General features: G+C 49.7%; 22 protein-coding genes. 15 read left to right on the top strand and 7 right to left on the bottom strand.

What is annotated here, in order from left to right; translation table 11 throughout:
* Nucleotides 1–6 precede the first annotated feature (6 nt).
* From AC4G46_RS15470 to AC4G46_RS15500, 7 genes are all read left to right on the top strand, one after another.
* The gene (locus AC4G46_RS15470) at nt 7–564 is read left to right on the top strand and encodes a DUF5823 family protein (protein WP_491128710.1); all 558 of its coding nucleotides are present in this window, start codon (nt 7–9) and stop codon (nt 562–564) included.
* Between the two features lie 14 nt (nt 565–578).
* Nucleotides 579–2,372, top strand: a complete 1,794-nt coding sequence (locus AC4G46_RS15475) for an ABC transporter ATP-binding protein (protein ID WP_491128711.1) — start codon at nt 579–581, stop codon at nt 2,370–2,372.
* A gap of 26 nt (nt 2,373–2,398) precedes the next feature.
* Nucleotides 2,399–2,977, top strand: a complete 579-nt coding sequence (locus AC4G46_RS15480; RefSeq protein ID WP_491128712.1) for an accessory gene regulator B family protein — start codon at nt 2,399–2,401, stop codon at nt 2,975–2,977.
* Complete coding sequence (locus tag AC4G46_RS15485) at nt 2,955–3,122, top strand: hypothetical protein (protein ID WP_491128713.1); 168 nt, start codon at nt 2,955–2,957, stop codon at nt 3,120–3,122. The genes AC4G46_RS15480 and AC4G46_RS15485 overlap by 23 nt, the downstream gene beginning before the upstream one ends.
* Before the next feature lie 86 nt (nt 3,123–3,208).
* The gene (locus tag AC4G46_RS15490) at nt 3,209–4,447 is read left to right on the top strand and encodes a sensor histidine kinase (RefSeq protein ID WP_491128714.1); all 1,239 of its coding nucleotides are present in this window, start codon (nt 3,209–3,211) and stop codon (nt 4,445–4,447) included.
* A complete protein-coding gene (locus AC4G46_RS15495; protein WP_491128715.1) occupies nt 4,444–5,220 on the top strand; it encodes a LytR/AlgR family response regulator transcription factor in 777 nt (258 codons plus the stop codon). The genes AC4G46_RS15490 and AC4G46_RS15495 overlap by 4 nt, the downstream gene beginning before the upstream one ends.
* 43 nt (nt 5,221–5,263) lie before the next feature.
* The gene (locus AC4G46_RS15500; RefSeq protein ID WP_491128716.1) at nt 5,264–6,022 is read left to right on the top strand and encodes a TraX family protein; all 759 of its coding nucleotides are present in this window, start codon (nt 5,264–5,266) and stop codon (nt 6,020–6,022) included.
* Between the two features lie 46 nt (nt 6,023–6,068).
* Here AC4G46_RS15500 and AC4G46_RS15505 read toward each other — a convergent pair whose 3' ends face one another.
* Together AC4G46_RS15505 and AC4G46_RS15510 are read right to left on the bottom strand one after the other, a co-directional pair.
* A complete protein-coding gene (locus AC4G46_RS15505; RefSeq protein ID WP_491128717.1) occupies nt 6,069–7,121 on the bottom strand; it encodes an anthranilate phosphoribosyltransferase in 1,053 nt (350 codons plus the stop codon).
* 12 nt (nt 7,122–7,133) lie between these two features.
* On the bottom strand, nt 7,134–7,730 hold the full coding sequence (locus AC4G46_RS15510) for an ANTAR domain-containing response regulator (RefSeq protein WP_491128718.1): 597 nt from the start codon (nt 7,728–7,730) through the stop codon (nt 7,134–7,136).
* 343 nt (nt 7,731–8,073) lie between these two features.
* Between AC4G46_RS15510 and nirB the strand changes: the two genes are divergently transcribed.
* The 5 genes from nirB to AC4G46_RS15535 all read left to right on the top strand — a co-directional run bounded on the left by nirB (nt 8,074) and on the right by AC4G46_RS15535 (nt 13,065).
* On the top strand, nt 8,074–10,506 hold the full coding sequence (nirB, locus tag AC4G46_RS15515; protein WP_491128719.1) for a nitrite reductase large subunit NirB: 2,433 nt from the start codon (nt 8,074–8,076) through the stop codon (nt 10,504–10,506).
* Between the two features lie 19 nt (nt 10,507–10,525).
* Nucleotides 10,526–10,837, top strand: a complete 312-nt coding sequence (gene nirD, locus AC4G46_RS15520) for a nitrite reductase small subunit NirD (RefSeq protein WP_221801661.1) — start codon at nt 10,526–10,528, stop codon at nt 10,835–10,837.
* Nucleotides 10,838–10,867: 30 nt separating this feature from the next.
* Nucleotides 10,868–11,743: a formate/nitrite transporter family protein gene (locus AC4G46_RS15525; RefSeq protein ID WP_491128720.1), complete on the top strand. Its 876-nt coding sequence runs from the start codon at nt 10,868–10,870 to the stop codon at nt 11,741–11,743.
* Nucleotides 11,740–12,516 (top strand): uroporphyrinogen-III C-methyltransferase, encoded by a 777-nt coding sequence (gene cobA, locus AC4G46_RS15530; protein ID WP_491128721.1) that lies wholly within the window; start codon nt 11,740–11,742, stop codon nt 12,514–12,516. Before AC4G46_RS15525 ends, cobA begins: the two co-directional genes overlap by 4 nt.
* Nucleotides 12,517–12,732: 216 nt before the next feature.
* Entirely contained in the window at nt 12,733–13,065 is a 333-nt protein-coding gene (locus AC4G46_RS15535) for an iron-sulfur cluster biosynthesis family protein (protein WP_491128722.1), read from the top strand.
* A gap of 94 nt (nt 13,066–13,159) precedes the next feature.
* On the opposite strand, the gene AC4G46_RS15540 is transcribed toward AC4G46_RS15535, so the two are convergent.
* A complete protein-coding gene (locus AC4G46_RS15540; RefSeq protein WP_491128723.1) occupies nt 13,160–13,918 on the bottom strand; it encodes an SDR family oxidoreductase in 759 nt (252 codons plus the stop codon).
* A 150-nt stretch (nt 13,919–14,068) separates the two neighbouring features.
* Between AC4G46_RS15540 and AC4G46_RS15545 the strand changes: the two genes are divergently transcribed.
* Entirely contained in the window at nt 14,069–15,445 is a 1,377-nt protein-coding gene (locus AC4G46_RS15545) for a sedoheptulokinase (protein WP_491128724.1), read from the top strand.
* Between the two features lie 23 nt (nt 15,446–15,468).
* Here AC4G46_RS15545 and AC4G46_RS15550 read toward each other — a convergent pair whose 3' ends face one another.
* Complete coding sequence (locus AC4G46_RS15550; protein ID WP_491128725.1) at nt 15,469–15,951, bottom strand: GyrI-like domain-containing protein; 483 nt, start codon at nt 15,949–15,951, stop codon at nt 15,469–15,471.
* A gap of 174 nt (nt 15,952–16,125) precedes the next feature.
* On the opposite strand from AC4G46_RS15550, the gene AC4G46_RS15555 reads away from it, so the two are divergent.
* Entirely contained in the window at nt 16,126–16,539 is a 414-nt protein-coding gene (locus tag AC4G46_RS15555; RefSeq protein ID WP_491128726.1) for a VanZ family protein, read from the top strand.
* 96 nt (nt 16,540–16,635) lie between these two features.
* On the opposite strand, the gene AC4G46_RS15560 is transcribed toward AC4G46_RS15555, so the two are convergent.
* Nucleotides 16,636–17,877 (bottom strand): MFS transporter, encoded by a 1,242-nt coding sequence (locus tag AC4G46_RS15560; protein ID WP_491128727.1) that lies wholly within the window; start codon nt 17,875–17,877, stop codon nt 16,636–16,638.
* 114 nt (nt 17,878–17,991) lie between these two features.
* Here AC4G46_RS15560 and AC4G46_RS15565 point away from each other — a divergent pair, with 114 nt between their 5' ends.
* Nucleotides 17,992–19,773 (top strand): ABC transporter substrate-binding protein, encoded by a 1,782-nt coding sequence (locus AC4G46_RS15565; protein ID WP_491128728.1) that lies wholly within the window; start codon nt 17,992–17,994, stop codon nt 19,771–19,773.
* Between the two features lie 55 nt (nt 19,774–19,828).
* Here the strand turns inward: AC4G46_RS15565 and AC4G46_RS15570 are convergent, their stop codons facing one another.
* Nucleotides 19,829–20,281, bottom strand: coding sequence for an acetylglutamate kinase (locus tag AC4G46_RS15570; RefSeq protein ID WP_491128890.1), 453 nt, complete (start codon nt 20,279–20,281; stop codon nt 19,829–19,831).
* 298 nt (nt 20,282–20,579) lie between these two features.
* Nucleotides 20,580–23,693 carry a beta-galactosidase, LacZ type gene (gene lacZ / locus AC4G46_RS15575; RefSeq protein WP_491128729.1) on the bottom strand — a complete coding sequence of 1,038 codons (3,114 nt, stop codon included), beginning with the start codon at nt 23,691–23,693 and terminating at the stop codon, nt 20,580–20,582.
* Between the last annotated feature and the right edge of the window lie 84 nt (nt 23,694–23,777).

A 23,777-nucleotide genomic window follows, 5' to 3' on the forward strand; every position in this document is an offset into this window, starting at 1 on the left:
ACGGCGATGTTCATGTTATTAAAGGAAATTATTACTGTAACGGTGGGACTGATCACCGACTTTCTTTCCTTCCAGCTTGATGCATATTTCTATATCTGGTTCCTGGCTCTGTTCGTTTCAAGCCTGGCAGCGACCCTGGTCCAGCGGGCAGAAGGGAAAATAACCTACTGCAAGGCGGAATGTGTCGGAATCAACGTACTGGCTATTGTTCTCTACCTCGTGATCGGAACATTATTAGCCAGATACTTTGTGAGCTTTGAAGATCAGCAGGTGATCGCCGATGATAAGATCATGTTATACAAAATCTCATTTATGCTGACATCTGCTGTGATTTTTGTGGATATTGTTCTTGACCGACTGAAAAAAGGGCGTAAGTTATCATATACTCTAGAGTTTTTCGCCGGAAGCGCCGTATGCTTTTTGCTATTCCAGATAAGCAATCAGACAGATTGGATTGGAACGAGACTCTCCCTGTCTTACATTGTAATGGTGGCGATAGCAGCAGGAATCTATACGCTGGCCATGAAGTTTTTGCTTGAATACGAAAATCATAAAGAAAAATAGGTGAGTACAGCAGAATGGAACTGAAAATGGAGCGACCGGGAATTGATAAAACCGCCGGAGACCAGAAACCGGCCAATTCCCTGCTGGCATTAATTAAAATAGCAAGCTGGCCCAAGCTGGCGCTGGCATGGAGCATCGTGTTCACTCTCATTTCAGCTGCTTTTTCGCTTGTCCTGCCAGTTATTACAGGGAATCTTGTAGATAAAATATCAGATTCTCAGCTGTCCGTCTGGGATGCAGCCATGCTCCTTTTGCTGTTTATGGCCGGAGGAGTGTTGAACGCTGTTTCGGCACTTTTACTCAGATATGTGGGGAGTAAATTTTTCCGGGAGCTGCGGCTGAAAATTTGGGATAAAGTCATTCATCTGCCGGTCAGCTATTTCGACAACAATGAGAATGGAAAAATTATCAGCAGAATGACTAACGACCTGGCTATTGTCAGTAATTTTCTGGCTATCGCCTTGCCGTCTGTTATTGCCGATATGCTCATGGTCACCGGCTGTATAATCATGCTATTTGTTCTGGACTGGAGATTAATGAGCGCACTGGTGGCTCTAATTCCTGTAACTGCGCTGCTCATCTACCCTATTGGCAAAAGAATAAATAAGGTTTCCGTTGAGACGCAGAATGCAGCGGCGGATTTCTCAGGCGAGCTTGCAAAAATCCTCTATAACATCAGGTTTATTAAAGCTACGACCTCAGAAAAGCTTGAGATCGCCTATACGCGGAGAATTCTTGCCCGGATTTTCCGGCTGAACATCAAAGAAGGGGTTTTGTCTGCCGTCATAGAGCCTATTGTTACAATTGTTATTATGATGGCTTTGGCGGGGATGTTCTGGTATGGAAGCTCTGGGATTGCCGGTGGAAGAATCACTACCGGAATTCTGGTATCCATGATCTTTTATTTATTTACAATGGTCTCACCATTGACCCAGTTGAGCAGCTTTTTCACAGAGTTTCAGAAGGCTAAAGGGGCAAGCAAGGAAATTTACGCTATTTATGGCCAGCAGGATGAGAAGCAGAGGCTTCAGGCAGCTTCGGTACCTGGCAAATCAGAGGAGACAGCGTATGACTGCCTGAATTTTGATAATGTTTCTTTTGCTTACAGACAGGATCAGCCTGTGTTATCCAATGTAAGCTTCTCTCTTAACGGCTGTACAACGACTGCAATTGTAGGTCCGTCGGGTTCAGGAAAAACTACAATTTTTTCATTGCTTGAGAAGTTTTATGAGGAATATAATGGGAATATATCTTATAATAGTGTATCTTTGGATAATATCAGGACGGATGAATGGCGGCGTAAAATTTCTTATGTCATGCAGGACAGTGATCTGCTGGTAGGATCGGTTAAGGACAATCTGGTATATGGGCTGAACAGAAGAGCGGACGACCAGGAGATTTATGAAGCGCTTGATCGCGTAGGGTTGAAGGAGGTGATTAAGCAGTTGCCGGAAGGACTGGATACCTTTGTCGGCGAAAGAGGAGTTAAATTATCGGGCGGGCAAAAGCAGCGGATTCAAATCGCCAGATGCCTGCTTGCAGATCATGACATTCTGCTGTTTGATGAGGCGACAGCAAATCTGGATAGTGATTCAGAGCAGCTTGTGCATGATGCCATCAGAATGATTTCCAAAAGCAAAATGACGATTATTATCGCTCACCGCCTGTCTACCATCTACAAAGCCGACCAGATCATTTTTTTGGACAGGGGAGAAGTAACGGGGATAGGTACTCATCACGAACTGATGCATAGGCACAGTAAATATCGTGAATATGTACAATTTCAGTTTCCCGTAGAACGGAGTTGAGAAGGGCTGTGCCGTTGTATCATCGATTGTCTGTATGGCTGGCAGATACATACTTGCAGGGTAACGATATGGAAGAGGAGAAACGTTCCTGTGTACTGTATTACATAGAGAATATGCTGGCCGGAGCAGGAAAAATCCTGCTTGTCCTGATTACTGCAGCGCTCTTCGGTATATTTACCGAAACGGCAGCCATGCTGCTGTCTTATACGGTTGTCCGGCAAAAAGCATTCGGCTGGCATGCCCGCAAATCTCTGCATTGTACTCTGGTGAGTCTGCTATGCTTTGTGCTTGTCCCGCTGCTGCTGCAGGAAGTGGATTGGAACCGGTTTTTGCTGGTCGGAATAGGCCTGCTTTCTCTCACTTTGTCTGCCAGGTATGCTCCGGCCGATACAGAGTATAACCCGCTGGTGGACCGGAAGTTTAGAAGAGCCCGTAAAATACAGGCTGTCGTTCTTAATGCAGTATTCCTTGTAATATCTGTCTTGCTCGGCTTTAACCAATGGTTCATATTCGGGCTGTTTCTTGAAGCGATTGTTATCACACCACTATTTTATTCCATTATGAGAAGGAGTTATGCCAACTATGAACAATATCAAGAATGTTGAAGAACACGAAAGTAACAATGTCCAGAGCGGACTCAAGGCGAAGCTGGTCGAGTATATGAGTAAAAAAGGCGGAGGCGGGGGAATCTGCTTCGGATTATTTTATGAACCGGTCAATCCAAAGCTGGAGAAACTGATTAAAAAATGATGACTGCCGGAATTTATTTTTTGCAGTACACCAGCTATCTTGTTATTTATCATATGGTGAGCAGCAATGGTCCGGGACTTTTCCGCATGAATTATAAAATGCTGCTCTTTTTACTGCTGTATTACTTTATCGGGATAACCGCCCTGGATCAATTCGGGCTGATAGTTTATCCTGTTTTGTTTGTGCTACTGACCATATACGGGTGGCTAATCGACAAATATGAGTCCTTGTGGGTAATTGGCTTCCATGCCATATTGACGCTCTTTATAACTACACTGTTAGGTTATTTCACTACAGTCATCAGCTATGCGGTTCCTTATGAATTTAGCTTTGGATGGTCGGCTCCTCTTCTGGCAGCCGTTTCACCGCCGCTGATCTATCTGGCATTCTGCAAGCTGGTATTCTACTGGTTCCCTGCTCCGGCAGTCAAACTTTTGAAGCTTTACCGGAATAAGCTTATAGCCGGAGCTTCGCTATTCCTGGTCGTGGGTAAAATCGGGCTCGGCTTCATCATTTATTCGGAATCTGCAAGCAACCATCCGTATCCGAGCCGGTTTAAGATTGTGCTGCTGCTGGTTGGGGTTACTGTTATTTTTCTGATGATCATTAACTGGCTATACCGATTCCTGAGGGAACGTGAGCTGGAGAAGAATAAGGCTGATCAATATATGCAGCTGCAGGCTTATATTATGGAGATTGAAAAAATGTACGAGGACATCCGCAGCTTCAGGCATGACTATGCCAACATTCTGCTAATGCTGGATGAGGGGATCAGAACAGGAGATCTGGGTATGATCAAGCGGATATACGAACATTCGATTCAGCCGACAGCGTCACAGTTAAACGGTTACTCGTATAGGCTGGACAATCTCATAAATCTGGATGTAAGCGAGCTGAAGAGCATCATAGCCTCCAAAATGCTGATAGCACAGAAACGCGGAATCGATATCAGACTGGAGATAGAGGGCAGAATCAGCGAAGTATATATGGATATTATTGATCTCTGCAGAGTGGTGTCCTGTTTTCTGGATAATGCTATTGATGCTGCGCTGGAATCCGGTAACCCGACGATAAGTATTGTTTTGATTCATGAAGCTGATATTCAGACGATAATGATCAGAAACTCATACAGTCAAGCCGCACTCGAAGGGATTTCTGTCGATGATCTTTACAAGCGGAACTTTTCCACGAAAGCAGCCAACCGGGGGCTTGGCTTATATAACATATCCAGAGTGCTGCACAGTAACAGGTATGCTGCACTGGATACCAGAAAGGAATCGGAATTTTTTATGCAGACATTAATATTAAAGAGAGCGATATCATGAATATTTTTATTCTGGAGGATCAGTTCATTCAACAGCGTATTATGGAAAAGTTAGTCCGCAAAGCCTGTGAGGAGCTGGGTATCCGCTGCAGAAATCTCGTTGTCACCGCCAAGCCGGATTTGCTTCTTCTCGAATCCAAAGCCTGTGCGAATAATTTGTATTTTCTGGATATTGAAATATCAGGCTGCGAAATCAAAGGACTGGAGGTTGCCCGGGAAATCCGGAAATACGACACTCGCGGCCATATTGTTTTTGTGACAACACATAGCCATTTATCGCCGGTCACATTTAAATATAAGGTGGCTGCTCTCGATTTTATTGTTAAAGTTGCTGATCAGGATGAGCTGGAGCAAAAGGTTAGAGAAATTATGACCATTGCCGATGAAAGAAAAACTGTGGTTGATGATAATGACTGGTTCGTATTTGATAACAAGTTCACGAAATTTCAAATCCCCTTTAACAGCATCTATTACTTTGAAACAACTGATATTCCCCACAAAATCCGTCTGGTTTCCGAGAACAGAACACTTGAATTCTACGGGGATTTAAAGGATATCGAGGCTAAAGACCCGCGGCTGTTCCGGTGTCACCGGGCATTTATCGTAAACCTGATGAAGGTGGAATCGATTGATAAAACCAAGAAGGAGATCATCTTTCAAGGCAATCTGAATTCCGGTGAGCCTAAGCGGATGATTCCCGCTTCGCGCCAGCTGTTGAAGCAGCTCCTGGAGAAGATAGGGGACCGGGGCCTCCTGCATCAGTCGAATTTTTGACTGCCAGCAGGGACAGGTGTTAATAGAAAGAAGGTGGAGGGACATGGGACAAGGGACTGCCGTTCAAGCAGATGTAAGAGGCTTTGATGCAGCCAGCTTAAAGCTTATAGCGATCATGGCAATGCTGGCCGATCATACCGGAGCATTATTTTTTCCTGATTTTCTGGGATTTCAGGTGGCAGGCAGAATTACACTGCCTATTATGGCTTTTTTTATTGCCGAGGGTTATCTCCATACGAGAAGCTTTAAAAAATATGCACTGCGTCTTGCTGTAACCGGGCTGATCAGTATTGTGCCTTACGGACTGGTTTTCAATGACTGGTATAGCTCGGGTAATATTATGTTGACGCTGCTGCTGGGCCTGCTGGCCATTCGGGTCTTTGAAAATACTGCAAACCGTATACTCAGATATTCATTAATATCAATACTATGCGTGATTTCGCTTCTGGGGGACTGGAGTGTAACCGGAGTGGTTATGATTTTGGCCTTTTACGCGGCACGTAAGCAACAGAAGGTTTACAACTTATGGATTCTTGTGCTTATCGGGTTTATGTTTGTCTTCGGGGCAGCCATAATATGGGCGGTACCTGATTCTCTGGCCATAATGGGCATGCATGACAGCACAATGAACAGATATTTATATCCGTTTGCGGCTGGAGGAGCAGCTATTATTGCCGTTCCGCTGTTGTCCCGCTATAACGGAGATAGGGGAAGAGGAATGCAGACCTTTTTTTACCTGTTTTATCCGCTGCATTTGCTCGCCCTTTATCTCCTTAAGCTGGCTTTAAAGCTTTATACATAATTATGCCGTAAGAGAGAGTATGGGGTGTAGGGCATTTATAGCTGGCCTAGAACTTAAACTGCCCCAGGGCAGGCGTTCTGCTGCCAAGCAGCGCACTCCGCCACTGCTCATATACCGCCCAGGCGCTGCCGTTGTCGAGCAGATGCTTGCACGTGTACACGCCTTCCTCCAGCGAGCCTGCTTTGCCGGCCAGATGCAGCCGGGCACCGCCGTTCAGCAGCGTCTGGTTGTAAAACGCCATATGCCCGCCGCCCTGCAGTACCGCTTCTGCGGTGCGCAGCTGAAGCTCAGGTGTCCAGTCCAGCTCCGGCACCTCAGTTTCAAGTCCCAGCGACTCGGGGTCGATAATATCAAGCTGGGCCTGGCCGTCAGCTATTGAATACACCCGGTTTGGCCGGTCGATGAACAGATCCTCGGACCCTTCAACACCCTGGACAACCAGGCCTTTCCGGTAACCAAGCTTGATGATCAGCCTGGAAATACGGTCGAAGACGGTATTATGGTAGATACCAAATACAATGTACGGGGAGCAGGAGTAGTCGATCAGCTTCTCGGCAGTATTCAGAATCGTCCGCATGCCGATGTCCTCTCTTAACGGCCGCAGGGCGCCGAGCGGCGGACACCACTGGTCCGCCTGAGCGAATAACACACCGCTTGTCTTCGCGGCTGCAATAGCTTCATCCCGTGAGAGCCCGGCAACACGGACGCCGGAGGCCTCAATAATATCCTGAAGCGTAATACCCCATTTCGGCGGAAGCGGAGCTGCACCATGCAGCGTAACGGGAACACCTGCGGCGGCCAGCAGGAATGCGGTCGGGAAGGTAGCGATGAATGAGTTCCTCCGGCCGTCATACGGCCCGGCACAGTCCAGTCCCTGCTGTACAGGCTCCCGGCGGGCATATTTGCGGCCTACCGCGACAAACGCCTCCAGCTCCTCAATGCTCTCCAGCTTGATCCGCTCGGCGATCAGAAAAGCGCCGATCTGCACGGGGGATGCAGTCTGGCAGAGAATCGCCTCAGCTGCCGTTACTGCTTCGTCATAACTCAAGTCCCGGGCGCCGCGCTTGCCTCTGGCTACTTCTTTTAACAGATTGATCATATCGGATTCTCCTTAAGTTTGATCCTGGAGCAGCTGGTAGACCTTGACGATCGAGGTGGCTACATCCACCATCCGTTTGCGTTCATTCATTGCCTGCTTGCGCAGGAGGTCATAGGCTTCGGATTCACTGATATTTTTGGCTTTGGACAGAATTCCCTTGGCCATATCAATCCATTTGCGTTCCTCTATCCGTGCAAGGAGCTGCTCCTTTTCTTTGTGCCACTGCTGGCGCTCGAAGCACTGTCTGGAGCTGAAATGAAGAATCCAGTGGATCTCCTGCTCATGCATGTGAGGGGAGAGGATTCCGTCCACAATAATATTGTCACCGCAGGCGGAGACGGACAGGTTAGCAGTCGATGAGGTACACCACCAGAGGACGGGGGCGGTTTTGTGCTTGAGCAGCTTGTGTCTCCAGAGTTCAATTTCGGTGACCGGCATACATAGAAGGGTAGCATCGGCGTCCCGGATTAATACAGAAGCCTGCTCCTCACCGGTTGCCGTCCAGGTCACATAACCGCAAGCTTCAAGAATACGCCCGGGACTATGCTCGGAGCGCGCCTCTGTGTCGTTCTCTGTTCTGCCGTTCTGAATCAAGAGCAGGGAATGCATAGCCAGACGCTCCTTTACAGGATCTTCAAGATCTCATTCATATTAAAATAAGGAACTGCCATATTAAATGATATGTAATATTATATAACACGGATCAGGCTGTTTTGTCGATGAATTAAATTATTTAAAATTTATATGTCATAATTGTTGACGTTTTTGGATCGGCTGTAGTATAGTCGATTTAACAAATTCATCAAATGAACGGATACAATGGTGTATCCGGCTTTAGCGGCAACGGCGCCTGCTATCACTTTTATCGCAACGGGAATGTTATGTTTCCGGGCGGAGTGTAGCGGGCTATTTCTGTTGATTTCTGGTGTGGATATAGAGAGGAGAGAGACATATGTCAGATGTACGCAAAAAACTGGTATTAGTCGGAAACGGGATGGCGGGGGTTAGAGCCATTGAGCATTTGCTCAAGCTGGCACCGGATGCTTATGAAATTACGATTTTTGGTTCTGAGCCTCACCCCAACTACAATCGGATCATGCTCTCATCTGTCCTGGCGGGCGGAGCGGATATGAACGACATTATCATCAATGACCTGGAATGGTACCGCAGTAACGGCATCAGGCTCTATACCGGACATACTGTAACTTCTATTGATACGGTGAACCGGAAAGTCAACACCGATAAAGGAGTGGAAGCCGGCTACGATGAGCTGATACTGGCAACCGGGTCGAATCCGTTTATGCTTCCGCTGCCCGGTGCTGATAAAGAGGGTGTAATTGCCTTCCGCGATATCAAGGACACGCAGATTATGCAGGAAACAGCCAAGACTCACCGCAAAGCGCTGGTTATCGGCGGAGGACTGCTGGGTCTGGAGGCGGCCAGGGGGCTGCTGCATCTGGGGATGGAGGTCTCGGTTGTCCATATCAATGAATATATAATGGAACGCCAGCTGGATGAGGCTGCTGCGGTCATGCTGCAGAAGGAGCTTGAAGCACAAGGCATGAAGTTCCTGCTGAAGAAGCAATCCGAAGCCATTCTCGGCAAAAAAAGAGTCAAAGGCCTGCTGTTCGCTGACGGCGAGGTTGCTGAAACGGACCTGATCGTCATGGCTGTCGGCATCAAGCCGAATGTGGAGCTGGCCCGCGGAAGCGGAATTCATGTTAATCGCGGAATTATCGTCAATGATTACATGGAAACAAACATACCAGGCATCTATGCTGTGGGGGAATGTGCCGAGCACCGGGGAATCGCATATGGTTTGGTCGCCCCGCTGTATGAGCAGGGAGCCGTTCTTGCCAAAAGACTGGGCGGAGCACAAACCGAAGGTTATACCGGTTCCGTTACTTCAACCAAGCTGAAGGTATCCGGGGTTGACGTATTCTCGGCAGGACAGTTCATTGAGCAGCCCGGCTCCAGAGCCCTCCGGTATCAGGATGAGATCGAGGGAGTCTATAAGAAGCTGGTGATACAGGAAGATAAGCTGATTGGCGCGGTTTTGTTCGGGGATACGAGTGACGGTGCGCCGCTGTTCTCAATCATTAAGAACGGTGAGAATATCAAGGGCAAGGAAAAAGAGCTGCTGCTCGGCATTTCCTCTGATGCACTGGGTTCTACGAAAGGTAACAACCGTCTGGAAGCAATGGCTGACGATGAGATTATCTGCGGCTGCAACGGGGTATCCAAAGGAACGATTGCCGAGGCGATCCAGTCCGGCGGCTGTACCAGCGTGGGTGATATTAAAGCCTGCACGAAAGCTTCTGCCTCCTGCGGGGGCTGTAAGCCGATGGTGGAAGGTCTGCTCCAGCTGTATGCCGGAGATAAGGCTGTTAAGGTGAAAGAAGGCATTTGCGGCTGCACCACACTCGGACGTGATGAGATTGTGGCCGAGATTAAACGGATGAAGCTGATGACTGTCAAGGAAGTTATGCATGTACTGAACTGGAACAACGATGAAGGCTGCACCAAATGCCGTCCTTCCCTGAACTATTATCTGGGGATGCTGTGGCCGGAAGAGTATGTGGATGAAAAAGAGTCCCGGTTTACCAACGAGCGCTATCATGCCAACATTCAGAAGGACGGAACCTATTCCGTTGTACCGCGGATTTACGGCGGAATAACAACTCCGGCGGATCTGATCAAAATTGCCGAGGTTGCCGTTAAGTTTGATGTTCCGATGGTGAAGTTTACCGGCGGTCAAAGACTGGATCTGCTTGGTGTCAAAAAAGAGGATCTCCCGAAGATGTGGGAGGAGCTGGATATGCCTTCCGGTCATGCTTACGGTAAGACGCTGCGTACAGTAAAGACCTGTGTAGGTTCTACCTTCTGCCGTTTTGGTACGCAGGATTCAATCGGAATGGGAATCCGGCTGGAAAAAGCTTTTGAGCGGCTGAACACTCCTTCCAAGGTAAAGCTTGCGGTATCCGGCTGCCCTCGTAATTGTGCTGAAGCAACAATTAAAGATTTTGGCGTTGTGGCCATTGATGGAGGCTGGGAGCTGCATATCGGCGGCAACGGCGGGGTTCATGTCCGTGCAACGGATCTGCTCTGTGTAGTAAAAACAGATGACGAGGTACTGGAGTGGGCGAGTGCTTTCCTGCAATACTACCGTGAAAATGCGGTCTGGAATGAGCGGACCTCAACCTGGGTTGAGCGTGTCGGTCTGGAGAGCATCAAGAAGGCCCTGGATAACCGCGAAGAGCGGCTGGCCCTGAAGGAGCGGATTGAGGCAACGCTGGCTCTCACAACCGACCCTTGGAAGCAGATTGTGGCTGAGCCGGAGCTGCGCAAAAACTTCACCCCGATCACAGAACCTGAAACGGTATAAGGAGGTCCTATCCATGACAATGACCAAAGTGCTGGTAGGCAATGTAAAGGATATCGACATTAAAGGCTCACGCAAGCTGCAAATGGCGGGTACTGAAATCGCCATATTTCGCCTAACAAGCGGAGAAGTACTTGCGATTGAGAATAAATGCCCCCATAAAGGAGGAGCCTTATCGGAAGGTATGGTGTGCGGCTCCAAGGTCCACTGTCCGCTTCATGATTCCCGGATTGATCTGCACAGCGGAAATGTGCTTGCTCCGGATACCGGACATGTGAAGACCTATGAAGTGGAAGTGGACCCGGCCAGCGGACAGATTTATCTGACGATCTGAAGCTGATTACATTATACAGGGGGATCTGTTATGGATTATGTGAAACCGAATGAAGTGCTGTCTTCCATGATTGGAGCCGGAAAAACGAAAGCAGAGCTGTCCATCCTGCAGCTGATTGTCCGCGGCGGACTCGGCGGGGCAATCCTTGCCTGTGCGACAACCCTTGCTTATACGGCCGCAGCGCAGACCAAGCTTCCGATAATCGGGGCCCTTTTATTCCCGGTGGGCTTCGTAATGATTATTCTATTAGGCTTCGAGCTGGTTACCGGCAGCTTCGCCTTGATCCCTCTGGCGGTTCTGGAGAAAAAGACGAGTGCAGCACGGATGCTGAACAACTTCTTCTGGGTCATCATCGGGCATCTGATCGGCTGCGCAGTGTATGCTGCGCTGTATGGACTAACGATCACCAAGATGGGCACGGACATGTCGAATCCGATGATCCAGACGCTGATAACCACAAGTGAAGCCAAGACCACGGCTTATAAAAGCATGGGTGCAGACGGCATGGGCCTTGCCTTCATTAAGGCGATTCTTTGTAACTGGATGGTGACCCTCGGCGCTGTAATGGCGATGACTTCCAAATCCACTGCCGGCAAAATAGCCGCGATGTGGCTGCCGATCCTGACCTTTTTCGCGCAAGGCTTTGAGCATACGGTCGTCAACATGTTTGTCATTCCGGCCGGAATGATGCTTGGGGCAAACGTCGGCTTCGCTGACTGGTGGATCTGGAACGGAATCCCTGTGCTGCTGGGCAATCTGGTTGGCGGCGTGCTGTTCGGCGGTCTGCTGATTTACCTCGCCCAGAACGGCTTCCAGTCTGGCCGCTCCGCAACAATAGTTGCAATGCCATCCGGTCGTGGTGAAGGCGCCATTGCCAAGACGGCTAACCTGGAGAAAAGCCTATGAGAGAGGGCAGAGAAGGGAACATCTCAATTGTCGGTGCAGGTCCGGGAGATCCGGAGCTGATTACTGTAAAGGCTATGCGCCGCATCCAGGCGGCGGACGTTATTCTCTATGACCGGCTGGTGAACGAGGAGCTGCTGGATTATGCACCGGTAAAGGCCCTCCGCATTTATTGCGGCAAAGCGCCAGGCCAGCATTCCATGCCGCAGGACTCCATCGAGCGGCTGATGATTATGCACGCAGCCGCTGGTAGCAGGGTGGTCCGGCTGAAGGGCGGAGATCCATTTGTCTTTGGCAGAGGCGGTGAGGAGCTGCTTGCTGCCGCAGATGCCGGAATTCCCTTTGAGGTGATTCCCGGAATTACCTCTGCGGTCGGGGCAGCCGCCTCGGCCGGAATCCCGCTGACTCACCGCGGGGTAGCTACTTCGTTCGCTGTTGTTACCGGCAGCCGCTGTAATGAGGCAGCTGAGCCAGTCCGCTGGGATGCCCTGGCTCACAGTGTCGATACTCTGGCCATCTACATGGGTATGAACCAGCTGGGGGAGATTACGGAGCAGCTGATCAGGCATGGCAAAGACCCGCAGACCCCGGTGGCCTTGATTGAAAAAGGCACTACGGCGCAAGAACGGACCGTTACAGGAACGCTGGCTAATATCATTAAACTTGCAGCTGTGATGAAAATCAGCAATCCTGCAATGATTATCATCGGCGAAGTGGTTAATATAAGAGAGCAGGTGCTTAGTCTTCAGCATGAAGCACGTTTCCGCACGGGCTAGCCTTTAGAAAGTGAGTGCTGTCACACGGGAAGCTGATGCAGCAGGACATATGTTTTCGGGGTTGTTTTGAAAGATAAGAAAGTATATGTTTCACGCCATACTATATCCTTATCTTTCTCGCAGAAACGGATACCGTCCTTATAAGGACTGCGTAGCCGTTTCAACTTGTGATATACTCTATTTACAATTTGCGCAGCACCAAGGAGGTAATCACATATGCAAGTTCAACTGGATGCACTCACTACAGAGCGGCTGCAGGCAAGCCTGGCCGGACTGCCCGGCGCTTTCAAGATGTTTTATGATACTGAGGACTGCGGCTGTAACGGAGTTCTGGTCCTGCAGATCGTAGACGGGCCGAACGCGACAGATATTGTTTACGAGCAGAAGCCATTCACCTTTATCGTTGACCGCCAGCAGGAATCGTTATTCGATAAGGTTATGCGGATTCAGGCGGAGGAGAATTATCCGTCCTACAAGGTGACCAGTGATTCCACGCTGTACGGCAGCAATGTCAGAATACGGGATAAGCGTCAGCAAGCGGTACAATAAATGAACACCCAAACAGCAGCCCCTCAATTGAAGAGGAGCTGCTGTTTTTTTGTTGCATGAATTTTTCTTTTAGATCGATATGCTCTAATGAAGCCTAGTAAGCCGTCCACCCGCCGTCTGCAGTAACGACTGCCCCATTCACGAAGCTGGCATCATCGGATGCCAGGAACAGGGCAAGGCCCGCGATTTCCTCCGGCTTGCCGTTGCGGGGATTAAGGGCCAGCCCTGCTTGAATGCGGCCCATTCCGAATTCGTTAATGTGCGTCATGGTTGAACCGATATTCGTCTCGACTCCGCCGGGCGCGATTGCATTGCAGCGGATGCCTTCTTTGGCATACATGAAGCCGGTGTTCTTGGTGAAGCCGACGATTGCATGTTTAGTGGCTGTGTAAGCGGCGCCTGCGCGGGCTCCGAACAGGCCGCCGGCCGAAGCGACGTTGATAATAACCCCGGCTTTCTTTTCCAGAAAAACAGGCAGCACTTTGCGGGTGGCACGCATGACCGAAGTAGTGTTAACGGCAAAAATCCGCTCCCACTGGTCATCCTTTATGTCACCTGCAGGCTCAAAATTATCCATAATTCCGGCATTGTTCACCAGAATATCTACAGTACCGTACGTCTTGACAGTGGTATCAATCAAGCTTTGGATGTCTTCCTCAGCCGTCACATTGGTTTTGACCACTATGGCTTCACCGCCGCCGGCTTTGATCTGATCCACGGTTTCTTTTGCCGCGTCTGCATTAATATCAGAGACTACTACCTTAGCGCCTTCTTTGGCATATAGAACCGCAATCGCCTTGCCCATCCCTGAGGCCGCTCCGGTAACGACAGCAACTTTGTTCTGAAGTTTCATGTTCAACTAGCCCCCATGTCCATTATTCTGCGCATCAGTCGGTTAGTATCCTTCATTTTAGCTAAACTATGCAGCGGATTCCGGCAAAATTGAACCGTCTTACCAATGTTGTATATACTAGAGTTACTTTTGAGGAGAAGAGGATCGCAGATGAAGTTTATCGGACTCGATATCGGGACTACCTCCATTACGGGGCTCGTGTATTCGCTGGAACATAAAATGGTACTCTGCAGTATTACAGAAGAATGCGACACAGCTGTTCCCGGAAACCACCAGGAATGGGAAAGGCTCCAGGACCCTGAAGTGATCTGTGAAAGTATCAGCCGTATGCTGGAGAAGCTGCTTCAGACGGAGGAGAATGTCACGGGAATCGGCCTGACTGGCCAGATGCACGGCATCGTTTATACAGATAGTGACGGGCAGCATGTCAGTCCGCTGTATACATGGCAGGATGGCAGGGCTGCTGTACCTTGTGACGACAGGATTTCCTATGCTGAGAAACTTGGAATTTTGACCGGCTATTCTATTCCTCCCGGATACGGGTTAGCCACTCATTACTACAATCTGCAGCAGGATCTGGTTCCGGCCGGGGCAGTCAGCTTCTGCACCATTGCTGATTATGTTGCCCTCCGGCTGACTGGCAGCATAAGGCCTGTTGTCGATGCCACTCAGGCTGCAGCCATCGGGGGCTACAGCTTGTCACTGGAAGACTTTGATTATGCTGCCATTGAGCGGGCGGGGATCCCGACAGAAATGCTGCCCAAGGTTGTACCTTCCGGAACACTCGTCGGGTATACCCCAGGCGGATTGCCGGTTTACTGCTCGCTCGGGGATAATCAGGCCAGCTTCCTTGGAAGTGTTCCGTCTCCTGAGCAATCGGTGCTGATTAACATCGGTACCGGAAGTCAGCTGTCCGCGTTGTTACCGGACGGTGTTGACAATGTAGAAGGGATGGAGACGCGGCCTTTTCCCGGCGGCGGCAGACTGGCTGTCGGTGCGGCGCTCAGCGGAGGGAAGTCATATGCGCTGCTGGAGCAATTTTACCGGGAGGTGATCCGCAGTTATACCGGAGAGGAGCCGGGAGAAATGTACAGCTTGATGGAGCGGATGCTCCATAGCGTGGAACCTTCAGTACAAGGGTTGACAGTAAGTACCCGGTTTCTTGGGACCCGGGCTCATCCGGAGCTGCGCGGCAGCATCAACCAGATTTCGCTGGCCAATTTCACACCGGCTAATCTAACGTACGGGTTTCTTCAGGGGATGGTGGAGGAGCTTTTTGCTTTTTATGAGGCACTGATCCGTGTGACAGGTAATTCTTACACCTTCATCATCGGATCAGGCAATGCGCTGCGGCTTAATCATGTTTTGTGTGAGCAGGTAGGCAAAGCTTTTGGGATGCCGTTTGCATTCAGTTTATCCATTGAGGAAGCTGCTGTAGGGGCCGCATTAAGTGCTGCAGCAGGGGGCGGGTTCATAACCGGCTTCCGGGAAGCCGGTCAATACATCGGGGTGGATCAGCCGGAATGATCTGTTCGGCACCCCTGCTACGGTTATTCAATAGCGATATAAATTTCAATTTGTGTATTGGCCGGATCGTAGTTTCTGGTATCGTACAATTCAAAATCTCCCGTGTATGCTCTAACCTCCGGCGATTCTTCGAAATAGGACCAGATTTCTTGCCAGGCTTGTGCAACCACCTCATATGCAGGACCCGATTTTGTCTGGAATACGAGGTACTTGCTCTCAGGAATGGACTTTATCTCGAAAAGGTTGTCTTCCTGCACGGGAGCACCGTCAGTTTCGTGTCCGATTAAGGTAGTATAAACCCCGGTTGCATCACTTTCATAATCGGTATAGAGTGCGTAAATATAATTCGGATTCTTGATCTCTGACATGGCGGCCAGCTTGCTGTTGAAGTAGCTCTCCCATAGCTTAGGCAGTCTTCCATCCGGGCCGGCTTCTTCTGCATTTGTAGTCCTTACGGAGACCCCTGTTACCATCAGTTTTGGTTTAGTAATCGTATAAGTTTTCAAGTTAATCAACATCCTCTCTATATCCTTAAGTATACAAGGGGAAAGTTGACTACCTGCTGTCATGTTTGTAAGCAGAATGCAGCTTAATTGCAATCGTACGGGGCGGAAGGCTATAATAGCTACTATATCTTTTCCAACCCTGCACCAGAAAGTAGGATTACTATGAAAGCCGTAATGTTGTTCCTTTGGGGAATTGTCCTGTTTATTTTCACCTGCGCCGCAGATTCAAGCTTTTGGAGCAAAGGGGTACTGCCCTATTTTCACCTGACCCCGGGCCCGGATTTTCACAACCTGCTCCAAATGGACATCAAGTATACTGAACTCTTTATCACCCGCAAGATCGGACATTTCGTAGGGTTTGCCATCTTCGCAATGCTGCTCTACCGGATTAACCGCAGTTACATAAAAAGTATCGTGTGGTCCATAGCGTTCGCTGTTTCCACAGAAATTTTCCAGCTTTATTTCGGGCGGGACGGGAGAATTTACGATATGGTGAATGACTCTGCGGGGATCGTCACCGGTATCATCCTTATAGCAGTGGTTAAAAGGTGGACCGGAGCTGCCGGGCTACAGGCAAGACGCAGGTGAAATTAAAGTGGATAGTAATCCACTGCCGATAAATTGTGTGATAAAAGACGACGTTCATTCTAAGAAATAGAATGAACGTCGTTTTTACATATCCTTTTAACAGGATCGGCGTTGTCTCCATAGCGGACTCAACAGGCAGCCGGTGAAAATCAGCAGATTAGCAGCTAGGGTGAGCAGGAATACAGTACGCGGGCCTGACAGCTCTGAGATCCAGCCGGAAGCTATGATAGCAAACGGCATGCCCAGCTTAAAAATAGAACCGGTAATGCCGCTTACCCGGCCAATCAGGTGATACGGTGTTGTCTCCTGACGAAACGTCCAGATGCTGACTGTGCTTATGGTCTCGAAGCAGCCATACAGAAACAGGCCACCGGCGAGCAGATACGCTGAATGTGACATATAAAACAGAATCCCGGTAAATCCGGTAAATAAGCACGACAGCGTGATTAAGCGTCCAATCGGAAACAGACTCCGCAATTTAACGATCAGCAGGCTTCCGGCCAGTCCGCCAAGCCCGGCGGCTGAGAATACAATCCCGAGTTCAAGATTGCTCAGCATCAGCTCATCCTTGGCAAAGAAAATAATAGTCATATCCACCATGCCCGATGTACTGTTCAGGAACACCACGGCAATGCTCATAGACAGCAGCAGACGATTGCTGCGCAGCTCGGCCCAGCCTGCCTGCAGCTCCTTCCAGAAGCCCTCTCTGTTGCCGGCTGCAGCCCTTACAGGCTCATTGGTTCTGATAAAGCTTAAGGTTACGAACGCCAGACTGAAGGCAACTGCTGTAAGCAGCAGGGCTTCATGCATTTTGGGCAGCATCAGCAGCAGGCCGCTCAATACCGGACCGGCAATGCTGATAAAGGTGGTGACGAAGTTATAGGATGCATTCGCGGATGTTAACATCGACAGAGGAAGGGAATGCTTGACCATAGCTACCCGGGCATTGGAATAAGCATAGCCGAAAGTCATTAGCATAAAGCCGGCCGCATAGAACATTGGAGCAGAGTGGTACCCCCGCTCAATCGCCAGATATAATACAGCCAGAATGACAATCTGCAGCAGAATAGCTGTTAAAGACCATTTTTTCTTATGTACCCTGTCGACAATTACCCCGATGAACATCGCCAGCAGCAGGTTCGGCAGAAACTCAATCCCGCGCATCGCGGACATGACTACCGAGGATTTCGTGATGTCATAGAGTATGAGGGGGAGCGCAAGCTCGTAAATTTTGTTTCCCAACGCCATTACGGCTCCTGCGCCAAGCAGAACCATAAAGGCCGGGCTGCGCCAGATTGAAGGGACTGCCGGTCCTGCCAGTATTGATGCTTTGATCATGTGAATTACACGCTCCTCTTTACTAACGGGTTGCCTCAAATTATACTTTTACAAAAGTGGAACAAAAATAGAAACATTATTTGTATCCTTTCGCCTTTTAGAGGAGGAGTAGAAGTGGACTTAGAGGAATATTATCTGCAGCTGAGAAACCATTACATTGTACAAGCTGACGGAGAGTGGTTTCCGGTCACCATAAATGAACTCGCGATAGTCTTTGACTGCACCCGCCGCAATGCGCAATTTCTGATTCACAAGCTCAAAGAGCAACACTTCATCGGCTGGAAATCCGGACTTGGCAGGGGCAATTCCTCTCAGCTGGCCCTGCTGCGTAATAAAGAAGAACTGATTCTTGCGAGGGCTCAAAGCTTAAGTCAAAATGGACAGCTGAGTGAAGCCTTTGCCTGTATACAGGCAAGTGACCGGGAATCGGTTCATGCTGAATTTCATACATGGCTGGGGAACCGGTTCGGCGTGCAGAAGGAGCGGACTGAGGAGGATATCCTGCGCTATCCGTTTTACAGGCCTGTCCCGGATCTGGACCCGATGAAGGTAGTGCGTCGTACAGAAGCGCATTTAATCAGCCAGCTGTTCGACACTTTGACACGATATGATCCGTTCAGCAAAAAGCTGAAGCCCGGGCTGGCTCATCACTGGGAGCATGATGAGACGTTCAGTCACTGGACCTTTTATCTGCGCAAAGGCGTACTGTTTCATCACGGCAAACACTGTAAGGCTAAGGATGTGCAGTACACCTTCAATAGGATCTGGGAGTGGAACGGGGAGGACTGGCTGATTAATAGTGTGCAGGCTATAGAGGTTACCGGTGCATACAGAGTCTGCTTTAGACTTAGGGAAAGCAATGCGCTTTTTGCCCATTTTATTGCCACTGAACGCTTCTCCATTGTGCCGGATGATCTGGAGCAGCTGGATATCAGACGTAACTTTGCACGGCTGCCGGCAGGCACCGGACCGTTTTGTATGCGGAGCAATACAGAGTCGATGCTGATCATGGACGCCAATGAGCATTACTTTGCCGGACGTCCGTTTTTAGATGTCATTGAAATGTGGGTCTGGCCTGATTATGAGGAGGAGCTGCGGCATACTCAGCCTCCCGGACAAACGCAGCTGCTGTATTTTGAAGCGATTGATAAGGGGGAACCTACACAAAAATTGAATCAGCTGGAATTGGGCAGCACTGTGCTTACCTTTAACCTCTCTAAACCGGGTGTACTTCAGGACTATAGTCTGCGCTATGCTATACATTTGGCTCTCAGCCGGGAGCAAATGATCCGTGAGCTGAAAGGAAGAAGAAATAAGCCTTCATCAGGATTTCATCCCGGCTATTATAACGCTGATTATGGAAGCGATATATCAATAGCAGCGGCAAGAAAAAGCCTGGAACAATCCTCTTATAACGGAGAAACGCTGCAGCTCTATACCTATGAATATTTCAGCAATGAGGAGGATGCCCGTTGGATTATGGCAGCATGCAGCCAAATAGGGGTGCAGATAGAGCTCACTATCCTGCCGATCCGGGAGCTATCACAGGCAGAAGTGATCCTGCAGGCGGATATGATCTATGCCGGAGAGGTGCTGGGAGATCAGCCCGTAATCACTTTAATAGAAATGTACCGCTCTAAACACGGATATATCCGCAATCATCTGCACGCCCCGCTCAGGGCTACAATAGATGCCATACTCGCTGATGCCTTGATTGAAACGGGTGAGGCCGAGCAGCTGAATGTGCTTAGAGCGGCTGAGGAGGAGATGAAGCAGCAGCTGAATGTGCTGTTTATATACCATAGTGTGCAGGAAGTCGGCTATGACCGCTCACTTCACGGCATTTCTCTCAATGCTTGGGGCAAGATCAACTATAAGGATGTCTGGGTAAAATAACACCTGAAAAACATCCCGGAAATATTCCCGGGATGTTTTTTTTGCTAATAGTTCATCAGCACACATACAGGTATCTCCACAAAATATCCGCCATCATCAATGCTTCCTGCTCGATACGGTCGTACAGCTGGATACTGGCGGTGTAATCTTTATTCAGCATTGTAACAGCTTCTGCTTTCGTCATGGCAAGATGCTCATAGAACATTTTCCGGAATTGTTCTTTGGGAAAATAGGGGTTCAGGCGGGTGAGGAACTCCACAATCTGATCGGCATTTTCATACCAGCGTTTTTCTGCAGCAGCCGCAGCCGCTGAGTCACCTGCCTTGGCCGCTTTTATTAGCTCTGAGGCGATGACCAGATGAGCTTTGATCAATGTGCTATAGGCATTGGCGGCAGCATCCCCGAAAAATGGCCGTATGGCATTACCCATATCCACCGGATTCTGCAGCAGCCTGGCGACAACAACGTCTGTATCAGGTAATCCAAATACGAGGCTGGTAATCGCCATCCGGGTCCATGCAACATGCTGCTCCCATAAGGTGCGGGTTAAATTTTTGTACTGGACCTGGGCGTGGCTCAGGCAGACAAGCAGTGGTCCATAATAAGCGGGAAAACAGTGTGAATTGCCGTGAGCATTAGAAGCGGCATAAGGGCTGAAGCCCCCGTGAGCATACATCAAAAAATCCCCCTCAGACATTAATACATTATCATATGGTACATCCGCCCAATTGGTTCAATGCGGCTGTGCAGACAGCAAAAAGGAGGGTCCGCATAGTGCGGGCCCTCCTTATAACTAACATTACGTCTTATTTAGGGGAAATGGTAAACCGGAAGAAGTACGGCCGGTTAGCAGGCAGCATAAATTCCTTGTGAATCGGCGCTCCCCAGCTGTCATCGCCGCCGACACCCATCTGCTTGTAGTTCACGCGCAGTACGGTTTTGTCTGAGGCAGGCAGCTTATATACATGATCGCTTGCTTCAAGCTCATCCGGTGTCCATGGCATTGCATTCAGCTCGAACAAGGATGGAGCTTCAATCCGGAAGCCCTGGCCGTCTGCACCGTTTGTCAGTGAAGCGAATCTGACATCGGTCTTGTTGCCGGATTCCTGCGGACGCAGGTAAGGGGTGAACTGGTCACTGACCTTACCGCTGTAGCTGCCGACCGCTGCACTGGTGTTACGGTCCCAATGGTTCTCATGCGGACCGCGGCCGTACCAGGAGATCGTATCAAGTCCGCTGTCCAGCACAAACATCATGCCGAACTCCGGAAGCTCAGGCAGGCTGCTGCTGCCCGGATTCAGCTCCTGGCTGATCTCAACGGAGCCGTTACTGCGTACTTCGTATTTCACGCGCAGGATGGAATCCGGGCCAGTGAACAATACGTAGTCTGCGGAGATGACGCAGCGGTTGTCCTGGGCCTCAAAGCTGAAGCTGATCAGGCTCTGGCTGCTCGAAGCTTCTTTCCAGACAGCGCTGCGTTTGTCTAGACCGTTACCCAGGTCGTTATCGGTCACTGCTCTCCAGAAATTGGCTCTGGCCGGCTGCAGAAGCTGCTCTTTCCCGTTTGCGACATAAGAGTAAAGCTCACCGCTTGTTGTATTAAACGAGACGGAGAATGCCTCTCCGGAAACCGTAACAGTGTCTTCCTGCTCAGTCACCTGCAGCGATCCGCTGCCAGCGTCAGGACGGCTGGCGGCAATCCATGGCACCAGAACGAACTGCTCCCACGCAATAACATGCCCGGCTTCTGACCATTCTGTAGCTTCAGCCTGGGTGAAGGAGAGGGTCAGTACAGCTTCCTTATCGTTCAGCAGATCACTTGCTTCATAAGGAATGGCGACTTCAACGGATTCGCCCGGTGCTGCAGTTACCTGCAGAGAGCCTTCCTGTGCCGTTTCACCGTTCAGAGACACATTCCACTGGAGCTGATATTCGCTCAGGTCGGTGAACAGGTAGTTGTTCTTGATCTGGAAGCTGCCTTTTTGCAGGTCAAGGGCAGTGAGCTTGATGTACTGGTAGCATTTTTTGACCTCAAGCAGCTTTGGAGTTACAGCACGGTCAGCAAACAGCAGCCCGTTTCCGCTAAAGTTTCCGTCATGCGGGTTTTCACCGAAATCGCCGCCGTAGGCCAGATATTCTACTCCGTCTGCGGTTTTGGTCCGGATCGCCTGATCCACCCAGTCCCAGATGAATCCGCCCTGAATGATGTCGAATTGATCGAACAGCTCCGTGTAGAGGTGCAGCCCGCCGCAGGAGTTACCCATTGCATGGCTGTACTCGCAGAGAATGTACGGCTTTTTCGGATTGTTTTTGGCATAGTGCTCAACTTCATTAGGTCTGATATACATAGTGGACTCGATGTCGCTGGCCGCTTCGGAAGGTCTGTAATGGAAAATCCCTTCATAATGCACCGGACGGGTCGGATCTGCTTCTCTCAGGTAATCGTGCATGGCAATGAAATTGTCTCCGCCGAAGGACTCGTTGCCGAGTGACCAGATGATGACCGACGGATGGTTCTTGTCGCGCTGCATCATGGCATTACAACGGTCGATAACATTTGCCCGCCATTCCGGTCTGCTTGCCGGTACGTTGGTTTCTACCAGTTCTTCTTGGCCGTATTTCCAGGAGCCGTGAGTCTCCAGATTGGTCTCATCGATGACATATAAGCCGTATTCATCGCACAGCTCATACCAGATGGACTGGTTCGGGTAGTGGGAGGTACGCACGGCATTGATGTTATGGGACTTCATCAACTGGACGTCACGGATCATATCTGCTTTGGAGAGGGCGCGTCCGGTGTCGCAGGAGAATTCATGACGGTTCGTCCCCTTCATAACAATGCGTTTGCCGTTGATTTTCATCAGGCCGTCTTTGATTTCGAAGGTGCGGAAGCCCACTCTGGTGCTGATAAATTCCTGAACCTGCTTCTGATCGTCAATAACGCTGATGACTGCAGTGTAGAGATAAGGTTTCTCGGCGCTCCATTTCTCAGGACTTACGATATGCCGGCTAAGCTGAATCTCCTGTACGTCCGTTCCGTTAAAAGCAACAGCGGCAGATAGCGGCTGCTCCCAGAGCGCCTGCTTTTGTGCGTCATAGAGCTGTACTTCAACCGAATAAGGATTCATTCCGCTGTTAAAATAATTCTCCAGCTGAAGCTTCACCTTCAGCTCGGCATCGGCAAATTCAGCGTCAAGCTCGGTTACTACAGAGAAGTCAGTAAGATGAACCTGCGGAGTAGTATACAGGTAGACATCACGGAAAATCCCGCTCAGACGCCAGAAATCCTGATCCTCCAGCCAGCTTGCATCACACCAGCGGTAGACCTCTACAGCCAGCTTGTTCTCGCCTTCACGCAGATATGCGGTAATATCGTATTCTGACGGTGTAAAGGTATCCTCGCCGTATCCGACCAGTTCACCGTTCACCCAGACATAAAACGCCGCCTCAACCCCTTGGAAGCTGATGAATACCGGCTGTCCTGCCCAGCCTTCAGGCACCGTAAAGGTGCGCGTATATGAGCCGACCGGATTGTATTTGGTTGGTGCAAACGGCGGCTTCAAGTCAGGCTCGGAAACGGCCCACGGATAACGGACATTGGTATATTGTGGGTAGTCATAGCCCTGGAACTGCCAATGGGAAGGCACGGGAATCTCGGCCCAGCTGCTGTTATCATAATCCAAGGTATAGAAATCCTTAATGCGCTGCTCCGGAGTCTCTGCAAAAGCAAACTTCCAGCTGCCGTTAAGGGAATGATAGTTCGGGGATGCTGTGAACTCGCCCTGAAGTGCCTGCAATACAGTTGTATAGGAGATCATGGATGCATGAGCCGGCAGGCGGTTCAGCTGAAAGATTTCGGGATTGTTATTCCATTCGGGATAACCGTTGGCTGGTGGTTGGTAGTCTAGCTTCTTGCGCACATTAACATCTCCTTGTATTGTTATATTCATATTATAGAACGCCAAAAGGCTATAGGATATAAAAGGATATTAGTGTCTTATAAT

This window comes from Paenibacillus sp. fava2, assembly GCF_058313675.1.